Source organism: Pseudomonas acericola (SeqCode), from assembly GCF_053456465.1.
In genome coordinates this window covers 160,916-176,623 of sequence record NZ_JBRFJB010000004.1, presented here as the reverse complement: position 1 = coordinate 176,623, position 15,708 = coordinate 160,916, and the positions used below count along the sequence as shown (strand labels likewise).

Below are 15,708 nucleotides of genomic sequence, written 5' to 3'. Positions count from 1 at the left end.
GCTTATGAAAATAACTCACTATGAGAGTCGTTCTTATAACTATTTAATACGTTCAATTCAGTACATAACAACTCTTTTTTCTAACGGTGTTCTTCATGAAACTCAAACCGCTGCTGGCCCTGGGCCTGACGATTCTGGCTGCTTCTACCCAAGCCTTCGGCGGCACCACGCTGGACCGCATCGAGCAAAAGAAAGAGTTGGTGGGCGTGCTGATGGAAAGCTACCCACCGTTTTCCTTCTTGAACGAGCAAAACCAACTGGATGGTTTCGACGTTGATGTCGCCAAAGCCGTGGCGCAAAAACTCGGCGTGAAACTGCGCCTGGAAACCCCGTCCTGGGACGTGATCGCCGCCGGCCGCTGGAGCGGGCGCTATGACATCTGCATCTGCTCCATGACCCCGAGCAAGGCCCGCGCCGAAGTGTTCGATTTCCCGGTGGAGTACTACGCGTCGCCTGCGGTGATCGTGGTCAACGCCACGGATGAGCGCATCCACGGCGCCAAGGACTTGAGCGGCAAGAAAGTCGGCCTGACCAGCGCCTCCAGCTATGAAAGCTACCTGAACAAAAACCTGGTGATCGAAGGCGCCGAAGACACCCAGTTGCAGTACCCGTTCGAGAACGTGCAGATTGCCCCGTACGACACCGACAACGTCGCCTTCCAGGACCTCGGCCTCGGTGCCGGCAAGCGCCTGGATGCAATTCTCACCAACCTGGTGACCGCTCAACCGCGCCTGAACGAAGACAAGCGCTTCAAACTCGCTGGCGAGGCGCTGTATTCGGAACCCAACTCGGTGGCCATCGAAAAAGGCGACCCGCAGTGGGACAGCAAGGTGCGTGAAGTCTTCGCCCAGCTGAAACAGGACGGCACCTTGCGCCAGCTGTCGCAAAAATGGATCGGCGCCGACATCAGCCAATGACCGCATTCCCTACACCGCCAAAGGTCAGCGAATCGCGGGTGCAGCGCCTGTTTGGCTTTCGCACCCGCCTGTACCTGACCTGGGCCGCGCTGCTGTGCCTGTTCGCCAGTTTCTTCCTGAGCTTTGACCTGAAGTTCTCGATCATCCTCGACAAGCTGCCCAACCTGGTTGGCCTGCATCTGGCGCCCAACGGTTTCCTGCAAGGCGCGGCGCTGACGCTGTTCCTGTGCCTGTGCTCCATCGGGATTTCGTCGGTACTGGGCTTCGTCACCGCGCTGGGACGCCTGTCGAAAAGCGCCGTGGCCTTTGGCATCGCCAGCTTCTACGCGTCGTTCTTTCGCGGCACGCCGTTGCTGATCCAGATCCTGCTGATCTACCTCGGCCTGCCGCAGTTGGGTTTGGTGCCGGGCGCCATCGTCGCCGGGATCATCGCGCTGTCCCTGAACTACGGCGCTTACCTGAGCGAAATCTTCCGCGCCGGCATCCTCGGCGTCGCCCACGGCCAACGGGAAGCGGCCCTGGCGCTGGGCATGCGCGACAGTGCGATCTTCTGGCACGTGACCCTGCCCCAGGCCATGCGCACCATCATCCCGCCGGCGACCAACCAGTTCATCTCGATGCTCAAGGACTCGTCGCTGATCTCGGTGATGGGCGTGTGGGAAGTGATGTTCCTGGCACAGTCCTATGGCCGGTCGAGTTATCGCTATATCGAGATGCTGACCACCGCTGCGATTATCTACTGGGTGCTGTCCCTGGGCCTGGAACTGATCCAGGCGCGGATGGAACGGCATTATGGCAAAGGCTATGTGCGCCGCAGTTGAGGGCCAGCTGTACTGACGGTGCAGCTTGACCACGCCCATTTTCACACCGAGCAACTGCCATAAAATGCAGATAAATGACGGCTGTGTGATTTTGTACGCAATAAAATGCAGATCCTATTTGAACGCGTGCCAATAGAGACAACTCCCGCACACCAGGAGCCCTTGCCCTGACAGTTATCCCCCCGCCATCTCGCTAAATTCCCGGCCTCATCCACAAGAGGTCGGGAATTCATGCCCATAACACCCCGCAGAATCGTACTTTTCATCAGCCTTGCGGTAGCCGCCAGCCTTCCCCATGCGCAAGCACGCGACGACATCAAGTACATGCCCTATTGGGCTCACCCTTACGACGCGCTGGATGACGAATGGGCGTATGAGCCCGAAATTGAAGCCGCGCCCATCGACGGCTATTTCACCCGGCAAGCCACCACGTACAACGGCTTGCAGGTCGCGAAAGTCCTGGAGCCCGCCGTGATTCGCCTGCTGGAATCCGGCAGGCTGACCTCCGAGCAACTCAAGGCCTTGCAAACACTCAACGCCGAACTTGCACAGCAACCGAATGGCTTCGGCGCGGCTTTCGAACAGTTGGCCGGTAGCCAGAATGCCAACCTCGCCGCGGCAACACAGAGCACCACCCAGCAGCTCAGCAGCCGCGTGCTCTCGGCCTTGCGCGAGCTGCCCAGCGACACCGACGGTCACTTCTGGGTCAAGAACCTCGGCAGTGAAGGCGGCCTCGATGGCCAGCGCGGCACCGCCGGCCTGAACACGGCCAACCAGGGCGTGCTCATGGGCGCAGATTGGGCCGTCGATCATGCATGGCAAGTCGGTGTGCTGGGGGCCAAGTCCAGCAGTCGTTTCGACACCCAACGCTTTGCCGCCGACCTGGACAGCTGGCACCTGGGCGGCTACGCCGTGCGCCAGGACGGCCCATTGGCGCTGCGCCTGGGGGCGATCTACAGCAGCCATGCCGGGAAGAACCGCCGCGACGTCGAGATCCTCAGTTACAAGGACACCCTCCAGGGCAACTACGACGCCACAAGCCAGACTGTGTTTGGTGAGGTGGGCTACCAACTGGGCAACGCCGGCCTCAGCATCGAGCCGTTTGCCGGGCTTGGTTACCAGCGCTACAGCCGCGACAGCTTCAAGGAAACAGGTGGGCCGGCCGCGCTGAAGGTCGAGGCGCAAACCCAGCAAAATCTGAGCAGCACTTTTGGCCTACGCCTGGCGAAGCAGATTCGGTTCGATAACCAGATGAGCCTCACGCCACACTTGAGTGCGGGCTGGAAGCACCTCTACGGCGATGTCGAGAGCAGCGTGCGTCAGTCCTTTCGCCATGGCGGCGTTGACGACTTCACCATCCAAGGCACATCCCTGGACCGCAATAGCCTCAGCTTACAGGCAGGATTGGACCTGGCGCTGTCCTCGAACCACACCGTCGGCCTGGCCTACCTCGGCGAAAACGGCACCCACAGCAGCAACCAAGGCTTGATGGGCCAGTGGCGAATGAGGTTCTAGTCCTTATTTCAGGCAAAAAAAAGGAGGGCACCTGCCCCCCCGAGGATTAAGCGGTAGTGTCGAAGGCTGGATCAGCCTTCGATTTCAATCAGGATTTCGCCCGGGTTGACCCGGTCGCCCTTGGCTACGTGAACGGCGGTCACCTTGCCGGCAATCGCGGCCTGTACTTCGGTTTCCATCTTCATCGCTTCGGTAATCAGCACGGCCTGGCCGGCCTTGACCACGTCGCCTTCCTTGACCAGCACATCGACGATATTGCCCGGCATCGCCGTGCTGACATGGCCCGGCGCAGTGGCTTGCTTGCGCTTGCTGCTGCCGCCGCCGACAAACTCGTTGAGCGGTTCGAACACCACTTCTTCCGGCATGCCGTCGATGGACAGGTAGAAGTGACGCTTGCCTTCGGCCTTCACGCCGACACCGGTGATGTCCACGCGGTAGCTTTCGCCGTGCACGTCGATGACGAATTCGGTCGGCACACCTTCGCCACCGGCACGCGCCACGCCGCCCGCCTCGGGAATCGGCAACAGCACTTCCGGCGCCAAGGTGCCGGCGTCGCGTTCTTCGAGGAACTTGCGGCCGATGTCCGGGAACATGGCGTAAGTCAGCACGTCTTCTTCGGACTTGGCCAACGCGCCGATCTCGCCGCGCAGCTTGGTCATTTCCGGCTTGAGCAGGTCAGCCGGGCGCACGTCGATCACTTCTTCGCTGCCGATGGCCTGGCGACGCAGTTGCTCGTTGACGGTGCCCGGCGCCTTGCCGTAGCCGCCTTGCAGGTAGAGCTTCACTTCGTTGGTGATGGTCTTGTAGCGCTCGCCGGCCAGCACGTTGAAGAACGCCTGGGTGCCGACGATCTGCGACGTCGGCGTGACCAGCGGCGGGAAGCCGAGGTCTTCACGCACACGCGGGATCTCCGCCAGCACTTCGCTCATGCGGTTGAGGGCGCCCTGCTCTTTCAACTGGTTGGCCAGGTTGGAAATCATCCCGCCCGGCACCTGGTTGACTTGCACACGGGTGTCGACGGCGGTGAATTCGCTTTCGAATTGGTGATATTTCTTACGCACCGCGTAGAAGTACAGGCCGATCTCTTGCAGCAGCTCCAGGCTCAGGCCGGTGTCGAATTCGCTGCCTTTAAGGGCGGCGACCATCGACTCGGTCCCCGGGTGGCTGGTGCCCCAGGCGAAGCTGGAGATGGCGGTGTCGATGTGGCTGGCACCGTTTTCGATGGCCTTGAGTTGGCACATCGCGGCCAAACCAGCGGTGTCATGGGAGTGGATGAAAATCGGCAGGGTCTGCTCGGCTTTCAGCGCCTTGACCAGTTCGCCGGTGGCGTACGGGGTCAGCAGGCCCGCCATGTCCTTGATCGCGATGGAATCGCAACCCATGGCTTCCAACTGCTTGGCCTGGGCCACGAACGCCTCGACGGTATGCACCGGGCTGGTGGTGTAGGCGATGGTGCCCTGGGCGTGTTTGCCCGCCGCTTTTACCGCTTCGATGGCCACGCGCAGGTTACGCACGTCGTTCATCGCGTCGAAGATGCGGAACACGTCGATGCCATTTACCGCAGCCTTGGCGACGAAGGCTTTGACCACGTCGTCGCTGTAGTGGCGGTAGCCCAGCAGGTTCTGGCCACGCAGCAACATTTGCAGGCGGGTGTTAGGCAAAGCAGCGCGCAGTTTGCGCAGGCGCTCCCACGGGTCTTCCTTGAGGAAACGTACGCAAGCGTCGAAGGTCGCGCCGCCCCAGACTTCCAGGGACCAGTAGCCGACTTTGTCGAGCTTGTCGCAGATCGGCAGCATGTCGTCGGTGCGCATGCGGGTCGCGAGCAACGATTGGTGGGCGTCGCGCAGGATGGTGTCAGTGACAAAGATTTTCTTGGACATTGTTGTATTCCTCACAGGCCTGCGTGGGCGGCGATGGCGGCGGCGATGGCCAGGGCCAGCTCTTCGGGTTTGCGCTTGATCGAGTAGTTGGTCAGTTCAGGGTGGGCTTCAACGAAGCTGGTATTGAACTGGCCGCTGCGGAATTCCGGGTTGCGCAGGATTTCCTGGTAGTAGGCGGCGGTGGTCTTCACGCCTTGCAGGCGCATGTCGTCCAGGGCCCGCAGGCCGCGGTCCATGGCTTCTTCCCAGGTCAACGCCCACACCACCAGTTTCAGGCACATGGAGTCGTAGAACGGCGGGATGGTGTAGCCGGTGTAGATCGCCGTGTCGGTACGCACGCCGGGACCGCCGGGGGCGTAGTAACGGGTGATCTTGCCGAAGCTGGGCAGGAAGTTGTTCTTCGGGTCTTCGGCGTTGATGCGGAACTGCAACGCAAAACCACGGTGCTGGATGTCTTCCTGTTTCACCGACAGCGGCAGGCCCGAGGCAATGCGGATCTGCTCACGAACGATGTCGATCCCGGTGATTTCTTCGGTGATGGTGTGTTCCACCTGCACCCGGGTATTCATCTCCATGAAGTACACCTCGCCCTCGGCGAGCAGGAACTCCACGGTGCCGGCATTCTCGTAGCCCACGGCCTTGGCGGCACGCACCGACAGGTCGCCGATGTAGGCGCGCTGTTCCGGGGTCAGTTGCGGGCTGGGGGCGATTTCGATGAGCTTCTGGTTGCGGCGCTGGATCGAGCAATCGCGCTCGAACAGATGCACCACGTTGCCAAAGCTGTCACCAAGGATCTGCGCCTCGATGTGCTTGGGATTGACGATGCATTTTTCCAGGAATACTTCCGCCGAACCGAAGGCCTTGGTGGCTTCGGAGATAACGCGGGGGAAGGCTTGTTCAAGTTCTTCACGGCTGTTGCAACGACGGATGCCGCGACCGCCACCACCGGAGGTGGCCTTGAGCATCACCGGGTAACCAATCCGGTCGCCTTCGGTGAGGGCCTCGGCGATGTCGGCGACGTTGCCTTCGGTGCCGGGGGTAACCGGTACACCGGCCTTGATCATGCTGCGGCGCGCTTCGGTCTTGTCGCCCATGCGGCGGATCACTTCAGCGGACGGGCCGATGAATTTGATCCCACGTTCGGCGCAGATGTCCGCCAGTTCGGCGTTTTCCGACAGGAAGCCGTAGCCGGGGTGCAACGCATCACAGCCGGTTTCCACCGCCAGGTTCACCAGCTTGCGCGGGTTCAGGTAGCCGGCCAGGGGCTCGGCACCAATGCTGTGGGCTTCGTCGGCACGCTTGACGTGCAACGCGTGGCGGTCGGCGTCGGAGTAGACCGCGACCGAGCGAATGCCCATCTCGGCGCAGGCACGCACGATTCGTACGGCAATTTCACCACGGTTGGCGATCAGGATCTTTTTTATCACTTGGAAATTCCCTTGAGCCGATTGCTGCGTTCTTCGACCCGCTAGACCCGGGTCGGCGCGTGACCAAATGTTTCATGACAGTCGCGAGACACACACTAAGCCCGTGGAGGGATTAACAAAAATCAATAATTATTGGGTCGTGCATAAGTAAAGACTTATAGTTGGCCGGACAGCCTCGGGCGAAAGGACGGTAAAAATGCGTAAGTCATTGATGCGTATGACATTGCGTCAATTGCAGATCTTCAATGAAGTGTGCGATTTACGCTCGTATAGCCGCGCCGCCGAGGAAATGTCCCTCACACAACCGGCCGTAAGCCTACAAATTCGCCAGCTGGAAGAGCTGATCGGCCAACCATTGTTCGACTACGTCGGCAAAAAGCTCTACATGACCGAGGCCGCCGAAGCCTTGCAGCGCGCCAGCCGGGACATTTTCGGGCGCCTGGAAAACCTCGACATGCAGCTGTCGGACATGCAGGGCTCATTGCAAGGCCAGTTGAAGCTGGCGATTGAATCCAGCGCCAAATACTTCGTGCCGCACCTGTTTGCCGCGTTCAAGCGCCAGCATCCCGAAGTGCAACTGCACCTGACGGTGGTCAACCGCGCCCAGGTGATTCGCAGGCTTTCGGACAACCGCGACGACCTGGTGATCATGTCCATGGTGCCCCAGGACATGGGCCTGGAGTTCTTGCCGTTCCTCAACAACCCGATCGTGGCCGTGGCGCCCCCTGATCATCCCTTGAGCCTGCAAGGCCCGCTGCGCCTGCAAGACCTGGAGCCTTACACGCTGCTGGTGCGCGAGCAGGGTTCCGGCACGCGGATGGCCTGCGAGGAGTACTTCAAGGAGAAGCGCGTGCACTTCACCCAGACGGTGGAAGTGTCATCGGCCGAGGCCCAGCGCGAATGCGTGAGCGCAGGTTTAGGCGTGGCCTTGCTGACGCGCCACGCCGTGAACCTGGAACTGGCCAGCGGCGGGCTCAAGGAGCTGCCGGTGGAAGAGCTGCCGCTGTACCGCAGTTGGTGCTTGGTGCAGGCCAAGGCCAAGCGCCTGTCACCGGTGGCCCATGCGTTCCTGGGCTTTATCCGCAGCGAACGGGCACAGATCAGCGTGTTGGCTGAGCGTTTCGCTGGGCTGCCACGGGTGCCTGCCAATGCAGTTCCGGGTAGTCACTGATGCTCTGGAGCAATTGGCGTTCTTCACAACGGTCTTCGATTGCGCGACGGAACGCCATGCGGCGCTGGTCTTCCTGCTGACGACGGGTTTTTACGGCGCTGTTGCTGTCTTCGTAGGGACGGGCCATTTCGAGTCTCCCAATGCGAGTACGGGAGTTCAGGATGGCCCTGGGCGGTTACGGTTTGGCGGCGAGCGCATGACAGGAAGATGAACATTCTCTCTGTGGGAGCTGGCTTGCCTGCGATGACGGCGGACCAGTCACTGCTGTGGCAGCTGACAGACCGCCATCGCAGGCAAGCCAGCTCCCACATTTTGATCGAGTAGGGCCTTGAGTCAGTCGTCGAGGGCTTTGACGGACTTGGGCGACAACCGCAGGCTGCGCAAGCTGCGCTTCACGCTCTTGAGGTGGTTGACCAGGCTCGGCCCGCGCGCCATGGCCACGCCCATCGCCAGCACATCGATCACCACCAGGTGGGCGATGCGCGAGGTCAGCGGCGTGTAGATCTCGGTGTCTTCATGCACATCAATCGCCAGGTTGACGGTGGACAGCTCCGCCAACGGCGTCTGGCTCGGGCACAGGGTGATCAGGGTCGCGCCGCTTTCACGCACCAGGTTGGCGGTGATCAGCAGGTCTTTGGAACGCCCCGACTGGGAAATGCAGATCGCCACGTCGGTGGGTTTCAACGTCACCGCCGACATCGCCTGCATATGCGGGTCGCTGTAGGCCGCTGCCGTAAGCAACAGTCGGAAGAATTTATGCTGGGCGTCGGCTGCCACCGCACCCGATGCGCCGAAACCGTAGAACTCGACACGCTGGGCCTGGGACATCGCGGTCACGGCTTTTTGCAGCTCGATCGGGTCGAGCTTCTCGCGCACTTCCATCAGGGTGTGCAGCGTGGTGTCGAAAATTTTCAGGCTGTAGTCGGCGACGGAATCGTCTTCGTGGATCGCAAACTGCCCGAAACTCGCACCGGCGGCCAGGCTTTGGGCCAGCTTGAGTTTCAGGTCCTGGAACCCGGAGCAACCGATGGCGCGACAGAAGCGCACGATGGTCGGCTCGCTGATGCCCACGCTGTGGGCCAGGTCGGCCATGGAACTGTGCATCACGGCCGCAGGATCAAGCAGCACGTGGTCGGCAACCTTGAGTTCCGATTTACGTAACAGGTGGCGCGACTGGGCGATATGTTGCAACAGGTTCAAAGGGCAGGACTCTTGTTATTGGCAGGTGCCAGGGATGTAGCAAGCTTGTAGTTATACTACAAGAATTGTCGTTTTGCCCGTCTGATGCATCGCTAAATCGCCCTGCTGCCCTCTGATTCAAAGGGCAGGCGCTTTGTAGCCATCGGGGCGGCCCAGCCGTCATTAAGGAAAATCTGCATTTTTCCGTAACAAATCTGCCAGCCCTTCTGCCTGCATCGGCCGGCTGATCAGATAGCCCTGCACTTCGTCACAACGCTCCTGCCGCAAGAAGTCCAACTGCTGCTGATCTTCCACACCTTCGGCCACCACTTTCAGCGCCAGGCCATGGGCCATGGCGATGATTGCCCGGGTGATGGCCGCGTCTTCACGGCCCTGACCGAGACCACGGATGAAGGTCTGGTCGATCTTCACGTAATCCACGGGGATGCGCTTGAGGTAGCTGAGGGACGAATAGCCAGTGCCGAAGTCGTCGATGGCCAGCTTCACCCCGAGGTCGCGCAACTGCTGGAAGGTGGCGATGATGTGTTCAACGCTGTCGAGCAGCTGGCTTTCCGTCAGCTCCAGCTCCAGGTATTGCGGGTCCAGCCCGGTTTCTTCGAGAACCTGGCGCACCAGGCTGACCAACTTGCCCTGACGCAACTGATGCACCGACAGGTTCACCGACACCCGGATCGGCGCCAGCCCCTGGCGCTGCCATTCGCACGCCTGCCAACAGGCCTGGCGCAGCACAAATTCGCCCAGCGGCACGATCAGGCCGGTCTCTTCGGCCAGGCCGATAAACTCGCCTGGCGGCACCATGCCCCACTGCGGATGCTCCCAGCGCACCAGCGCCTCGGCGGCGTTCAGTTTGCCAGTGGCCAGGCACAGTTTCGGTTGGTAGAACACCGTCAGCTGGCGGTCATCGATGGCTTTGCGCAGTTGGTTTTCCAGCTGCAAGCGCTCCAGGGTGCTGGCTTGCAGGCTGTCGGTGTAGAACTGGAAATTATTGCCGCCCAGGTGCTTGGCGTGTTGCATGGCCATGTTCGATTGGCTGACCAGCGCGGAAATTTCCCGCGCATTGTCCGGCAGCAGGCTGACCCCCATCGAGGCGCTGACCACCAGCTCATGCCCGTCCACCGTCACCGGCACGCGCAGCTTGGCCAGCAGCCGCGTGGCCACGCGTGCCAAGCTCGACAGGCTGCCGTAGGCGTCGAACAGCACGGCAAATTCGTCGCCGGACAAGCGCGCAATGGTGTCCGCCTCGGGCAAGGCATTGATCAAGCGCCGCGCCATTTTCTGCAACAGTTGGTCGGCGACTTCATGGCCCAGGCTGTCATTGAGCAGCTTGAAACGGTCGAGGTTGATATGCAGCAGTGCCAGGCTGCGCCCGCCCTGGCGCACCCGCGCATGGGCTTCGCGCAGGCGCTCACGGAACAGCGAACGGTTGGCCAGGCCGGTCAGCTCGTCGTAATGGGTGAGGTAGCGCATGCGCTCTTCGGATTCGCGACGCGCGGAGAGATCGGCGAAGAAGCCTACGATATGGCTGACCTTTCCCCGAACATCACGCACCACATTCAATTGCAGCCACTGCGGGTACAACTCGCCGTTCTTGCGCGTCTCCACCAGTTCGCCCTGCCAGGTGCCATGGCTGAGCAGCGCCTGGCGGATCACCGGGAAGTGGCGGCGCGCGTCGCGGCTGCTGGGCAGTTCGACGACGTTGCGCCCGAGCATGTCATCGATGTCAAAACCGGTGACGCGGCTGAAGGCCTGGTTCACCGCGATCAGCTTGTAGTCCGGGTCGAGAATCACGATACCTTCGCTGGCCGCCTCGAAGACCGTCGACGCCAGGCGCTGTTGCTCTTCCAGGACTTTACTGGCGCTGATATCGCGACGGGTGCCAAGCATGCGCGTGACCCGGCCGCTGGGCGCGCGCTCCACGGCGCGGCCACGGTCCTCGATCCAGACCCAGTGGCCGTCGCCGTGACGCACGCGGTATTCGACCTGATAGTCCTCGCTGCGGCCCTTGAGATGCTCGACCAGCGCACGCTTGAGCAGCGGCAAGTCGTCGGGGTGCAGGCGTGGCTTGAGGTGACTGAGCATCACCGTGACGTATTCGGGCTCCAGGCCGAACAACTCCTTGAGCTGGGTGTGGTGGACCTCATCGGTTTGCAGGTTCCAGTCCCACAGGCCCAGTTCGCTGGCTTGCAGCGCCATGGCCAGGCGCGCTTCGCTTTTGTTCAGGGCGAGGCTGGCAGCGTCGAGTTCCTGGCTGCGCTGGGCCACGCGGTCTTGCAGGCCGGTCTGGGCTTCGCGCAATTCCTGCTCGATCTGGCGGCGTTGCTCGACTTCGCGCACCAGCTCTTGATTCAACTGCTCGCTGCGCTGCTGCGCCTGCTGCAAGTGTTCGATCAGCGCCTGGTTCTGGAAGCGCCGCAACAGCCCGCGCTGGATCAGGCGGTTGACCTGCCACGCCACCACGCTCAAGGACGCCAGCAGGATCAGGCCGAGCACACCCCAGCCTTGTTGCTGCGGCGCGCCGTTCCAGAACAGATAGAGGATCGCCGGCACCAGGCACGGCAACGCAAACGACAGGAACGCCGGCAAGCTCACGGCGTAGGCGACGCTGGCCGACAGCGTCGCGGCGCCGATCAGGCCGAACACCCAGGCCTGCTGCATAAAGCTGTCTGCCGGCACCAGGGCGATGGCGGCGGTGGCCAGGGTCAGGCCGCTGACCGCCGAGCCGAGCATGAACATGCGCCGCCACACCGGCTGGGCCTGGCGGCTGGGCATGGCCGAATCAAAGGCCGCCACCTGGATCACGCGCATCGCTACCAGCGCCAGCAGCCAGACCAGCCAGATGCTGTCCAGCAGGTATTGTTTGGGGTTCCACAGCAGCCAGGCGCAGACCAGGCCGTTGACCAACATTAATAAGGTAGGCAACAACGAGCCCTGATACAGCAGGCGTGTGCGTTCGACCGCCATCTCAGTGGCGTAGTGCTTGCGGATAACCTGCGCGGGCGCCGCCGAGGGGCTGAGCAGGTCGGTGCTGAGGGTCATAGGCAGTGTTCTTATAATGGTGAGCCCGAAACGTGCACGGAGCATACACAAGCCGGCGCGTGGGCCAAACTGCTCTGCGTCATAAAAACCAGCGGATATTTACCCGCAAACCTCGGTGCCAGACAGCTCGGGCAAGGCGGTGCGGGGGCTGCCCCCTCTGACCGACCGGTCATCAGCCCCGACAGAATTATCGACCATCCGGCATTGGGGTTTGCCCCACTCCCCCGAGGGCCATAGAATGCGCCGATGCGCGATGATCTCTCCCTTTTGCTGAACTCCCTCAACGATGCCCAACGCCAGGCCGTAGCCGCCCCCGTTGGCCGTCAGTTGGTCCTGGCCGGTGCTGGCTCCGGTAAAACCCGAGTGCTGGTGCACCGTATCGCCTGGTTGATCCAGGTCGAAAACGCGTCCCCCCACTCCATCCTGTCGGTGACCTTCACCAACAAGGCCGCTGCCGAGATGCGCCATCGCATCGAGCAGCTGATGGGCATCAGCCCGGCCGGCATGTGGGTGGGCACCTTCCACGGCCTGGCGCACCGTCTGTTGCGGGCGCATTGGCAGGAAGCGGGCCTGGCCCAGACCTTCCAGATTCTCGACAGCGACGACCAGCAACGCCTGGTCAAGCGGGTGATCCGCGAGCTGGGGCTGGACGAGCAACGCTGGCCGGCGCGCCAGGCGCAGTGGTTTATCAACGGCCAGAAAGACGAAGGCCTGCGCCCGCAGCATATCCAGGCCAGTGGCGATCTGTTCCTGGCTACCATGCGCAGCATCTATGAAGCATACGAAGCGGCCTGCGCACGCGCCGGAGTGATCGACTTCTCCGAGCTGCTGCTGCGCGCCCTCGACCTGTGGCGTGACAATCCAGGCTTGCTGGCCCATTACCAGAAACGCTTCCGGCACATCCTGGTGGACGAGTTCCAGGACACCAACGCCGTGCAATACGCCTGGTTGCGCCTGCTGGCCAAGGGCGGCGACAGCTTGATGGTGGTGGGCGATGACGACCAGTCGATCTACGGCTGGCGTGGCGCGAAAATCGAGAACATCTACCAGTATTCCGAAGACTTCCCGGACGCGATCACCATCCGCCTGGAACAGAACTACCGCTCCACCGCCGGCATCCTCAAGGCTGCCAACGCCTTGATCGCCAACAACACCGGGCGCCTGGGCAAAGAGCTGTGGACCGACGGCGGCGAAGGCGAGGCGATCAACCTGTACGCCGCGTTCAACGAGCACGATGAAGCGCGCTACGTGGTGGAAACCATTGAAAGCGCGCTGAAGACCGGCCTGGCGCGCAGCGATATCGCCATTCTGTACCGCTCCAACGCCCAATCGCGGGTATTGGAAGAAGCCTTGCTGCGCGAACGCATCCCGTACCGCATCTATGGCGGCCAGCGCTTCTTCGAGCGCGCCGAAATCAAGAACGCCATGGCCTACCTGCGTTTGCTGGAAGGTCGCGGCAACGATGCGGCGCTGGAACGGGTGATCAACATCCCGGCCCGTGGCATCGGCGAAAAAACCGTCGAGGCGATCCGCGATCACGCGCGCCACGCCGATGTGTCGATGTGGGAAGCCATGCGCCTGCTCATCGCCAATAAAGGCCTGACCGGTCGTGCAGCCGGGGCGTTGGGGGTGTTTGTCGAGCTGATCGAGAACCTCGCCGCCAAGTGTTCGGAAATGCCCCTGCATTTAATGACGCAGACGGTGATCGAGCAGTCCGGGTTGATTGCCTACCACGAAGCGGAAAAAGGCGAGAAAGGCCAGGCTCGGGTAGAAAACCTTGAGGAACTGGTCAGCGCCGCCCGCGCGTTCGAAAACACCGAGAACGAAGAGGAGCTGACCCCGCTCGCCGCCTTCCTCGGCCATGCCTCGCTGGAAGCCGGTGACACCCAGGCTGACGAGCATGAAGACAGCATCCAGCTGATGACCTTGCACAGCGCCAAGGGCCTGGAGTTTCCGTATGTGTTCCTGGTGGGCATGGAAGAAGGCCTGTTCCCCCACAAGATGAGCCTGGAAGAACCCGGCCGCCTTGAGGAAGAACGTCGCCTGGCCTACGTGGGCATTACCCGGGCGATGCAGAACCTGGTGATGACCTATGCCGAGACCCGACGTCTGTACGGCAGCGAGACCTACAACAAGGTGTCGCGCTTCGTACGTGAAGTGCCGAAGGGGCTGATCCAGGAAGTGCGCCTGTCCAACAGCGTCAGCCGCCCGTTCGGCGGCGGCCAGCAGCAGAGCGCCAGCAGCCTGTTTGCCGGCTCCGCGATCCCGGAAACCGCGTTCAGCCTCGGCCAGCAGGTCAAGCATGCGATCTTCGGCGAAGGCGTGATCCTCAACTTCGAAGGCGCCGGCGCCCAGGCACGGGTGCAGGTGAACTTCGCCGAAGGCAGCAAGTGGCTGATGATGGGTTACGCGAAGCTTGAAGCCATCTGACACGCCTCCCTGCAGGAGCCGACTTCTGTGGCGAGGGAGCTTGCTCCCGCTGGCCTGCGCAGCAGGCCTATCTTTTGGGGCCGCTTCGCGCCCCAGCGGGAGCAAGCTCCCTCGCCACAACGACAGCGTGCCCTTGTATTCCGACAAGACGGGCCAATATCTGTAATACGTCCTACAGACCATTCAGATTTCGTCTTACGCAAAAGCCCGAAACATTATGTCGCTAGCCACTGTCACGACACCTGTGCAACATGGCGCGCGTGCAATCCACAAATGGGAATTCCCTTTATGAAACGTTTTCTTAGCATCGCCATGGCGTTGTGCATCGGCCTGACGATGAGCCTCGACGCCAACGCCAAGCGCTTCGGTGGCGGCAAAAGTTCGGGCGCAGCACCGACTCACCAAACCAGCCAGATGGCTCCATCCGCTGGCGGCATGGGCGGTGCAGCCGCTACCGCAGGCGCGGCCGGTGCTGCTGGCGCTGCTGCCAAGGCCGGCGGTGCTTCGCGCTGGTTGGGCCCTCTGGCCGGCATCGCCGCCGGTGGCCTGCTCGCTTCCATGTTCATGGGCGGCGGCTTCCAGGGCATGCAGATCTTCGACATCCTGATCATGGCGGTCATCGCCTTTGTGATCTTCCGCTTTATCGCCGCCCGTCGCCGCAAGCAGCAAGAGCACATGGCTCCAGCCGGCGCGCCGATGCAGCGTGAAGTGTTCGAGCAAAAGCCTGCCATGGGCTCGATCTTCGGTGGTTCCGCAGCCCCTGCTGCGGCCCGCCCGGTGATCAACGCACCGGCGTGGTTCAACGAAGAGCGTTTCGTCGAAGCGGCCCGCAGCCACTTCCAGTCCCTGCAACAGCACTGGGACGCCAACGAAATGGACAAGATCGCCGAGTTCGTGACCCCGCAACTGCTGGAGTTCCTCAAGCGCGAGCGCGCTGAGCTGGGCGACGCGTTCCAGTCGACCTACATCGACGACCTGCGCGTACAACTGGAAGGTGTGGATGATCGCGCCGACAAGACCATCGCCACCCTGACCTTCAGCGGCGTGTCGAAAAACTCGCGCTTTGACCAGGGCGAAGTGTTCAGCGAAAGCTGGAACATGGAACGCCCACAAGGCGAAAACCAGCCTTGGCTGGTTGCCGGTATCCGCCAGAACGGCTGATCACCTGGCGCCTTGAGCGCGCAGTAAACGACCCCGGCGGTGTAGTGAAATACACCGCCGGGGTCTTTTTTTGCCTGTCATAAATGCTTTGTTGTTTTTACTGGATTAATGAGAAACATTCTCACTATACTCGTGCCCTCTCCCGGTTCT

Annotated in this window: 11 protein-coding genes; 6 read left to right on the top strand and 5 right to left on the bottom strand. The window is 61.7% G+C overall.

What is annotated here, in order from left to right; genetic code table 11:
• The first annotated feature begins 95 nt into the window (after positions 1 to 95).
• From ACU688_RS17055 to ACU688_RS17045, 3 genes are all read left to right on the top strand, one after another.
• Positions 96 to 917, top strand: a complete 822-nt coding sequence (locus ACU688_RS17055) for an ABC transporter substrate-binding protein (RefSeq protein ID WP_448185702.1) — start codon at positions 96 to 98, stop codon at positions 915 to 917.
• The gene (locus tag ACU688_RS17050) at positions 914 to 1,738 is read left to right on the top strand and encodes an amino acid ABC transporter permease (RefSeq protein ID WP_448185701.1); all 825 of its coding nucleotides are present in this window, start codon (positions 914 to 916) and stop codon (positions 1,736 to 1,738) included. Before ACU688_RS17055 ends, ACU688_RS17050 begins: the two co-directional genes overlap by 4 nt.
• A gap of 231 nt (positions 1,739 to 1,969) precedes the next feature.
• Complete coding sequence (locus tag ACU688_RS17045; RefSeq protein ID WP_448185700.1) at positions 1,970 to 3,253, top strand: autotransporter outer membrane beta-barrel domain-containing protein; 1,284 nt, start codon at positions 1,970 to 1,972, stop codon at positions 3,251 to 3,253.
• Between the two features lie 71 nt (positions 3,254 to 3,324).
• Here the strand turns inward: ACU688_RS17045 and oadA are convergent, their stop codons facing one another.
• Positions 3,325 to 5,133, bottom strand: a complete 1,809-nt coding sequence (oadA, locus tag ACU688_RS17040) for a sodium-extruding oxaloacetate decarboxylase subunit alpha (protein WP_017739020.1) — start codon at positions 5,131 to 5,133, stop codon at positions 3,325 to 3,327.
• A gap of 11 nt (positions 5,134 to 5,144) precedes the next feature.
• Positions 5,145 to 6,560 (bottom strand): acetyl-CoA carboxylase biotin carboxylase subunit, encoded by a 1,416-nt coding sequence (locus tag ACU688_RS17035; RefSeq protein WP_049710865.1) that lies wholly within the window; start codon positions 6,558 to 6,560, stop codon positions 5,145 to 5,147.
• Positions 6,561 to 6,756: 196 nt separating this feature from the next.
• Here ACU688_RS17035 and ACU688_RS17030 point away from each other — a divergent pair, with 196 nt between their 5' ends.
• Positions 6,757 to 7,731 carry a LysR family transcriptional regulator gene (locus tag ACU688_RS17030; RefSeq protein WP_257781674.1) on the top strand — a complete coding sequence of 325 codons (975 nt, stop codon included), beginning with the start codon at positions 6,757 to 6,759 and terminating at the stop codon, positions 7,729 to 7,731.
• Here the strand turns inward: ACU688_RS17030 and ACU688_RS17025 are convergent.
• The 3 genes from ACU688_RS17025 to ACU688_RS17015 all read right to left on the bottom strand — a co-directional run bounded on the left by ACU688_RS17025 (position 7,661) and on the right by ACU688_RS17015 (position 11,967).
• On the bottom strand, positions 7,661 to 7,858 hold the full coding sequence (locus tag ACU688_RS17025; RefSeq protein WP_122485268.1) for a PA3496 family putative envelope integrity protein: 198 nt from the start codon (positions 7,856 to 7,858) through the stop codon (positions 7,661 to 7,663). The genes ACU688_RS17030 and ACU688_RS17025 overlap by 71 nt on opposite strands.
• Positions 7,859 to 8,064: 206 nt before the next feature.
• Positions 8,065 to 8,931 (bottom strand): transcriptional regulator HexR, encoded by an 867-nt coding sequence (gene hexR, locus ACU688_RS17020; protein WP_017739023.1) that lies wholly within the window; start codon positions 8,929 to 8,931, stop codon positions 8,065 to 8,067.
• Between the two features lie 162 nt (positions 8,932 to 9,093).
• Positions 9,094 to 11,967, bottom strand: a complete 2,874-nt coding sequence (locus ACU688_RS17015; protein ID WP_448185699.1) for a putative bifunctional diguanylate cyclase/phosphodiesterase — start codon at positions 11,965 to 11,967, stop codon at positions 9,094 to 9,096.
• A gap of 246 nt (positions 11,968 to 12,213) precedes the next feature.
• On the opposite strand from ACU688_RS17015, the gene uvrD reads away from it, so the two are divergent.
• Both uvrD and ACU688_RS17005 read left to right on the top strand, forming a co-directional pair.
• The gene (uvrD, locus tag ACU688_RS17010; RefSeq protein ID WP_448185698.1) at positions 12,214 to 14,397 is read left to right on the top strand and encodes a DNA helicase II; all 2,184 of its coding nucleotides are present in this window, start codon (positions 12,214 to 12,216) and stop codon (positions 14,395 to 14,397) included.
• A gap of 288 nt (positions 14,398 to 14,685) precedes the next feature.
• Positions 14,686 to 15,558 carry a Tim44 domain-containing protein gene (locus tag ACU688_RS17005; protein WP_124526980.1) on the top strand — a complete coding sequence of 291 codons (873 nt, stop codon included), beginning with the start codon at positions 14,686 to 14,688 and terminating at the stop codon, positions 15,556 to 15,558.
• Positions 15,559 to 15,708: the final 150 nt, after the last annotated feature.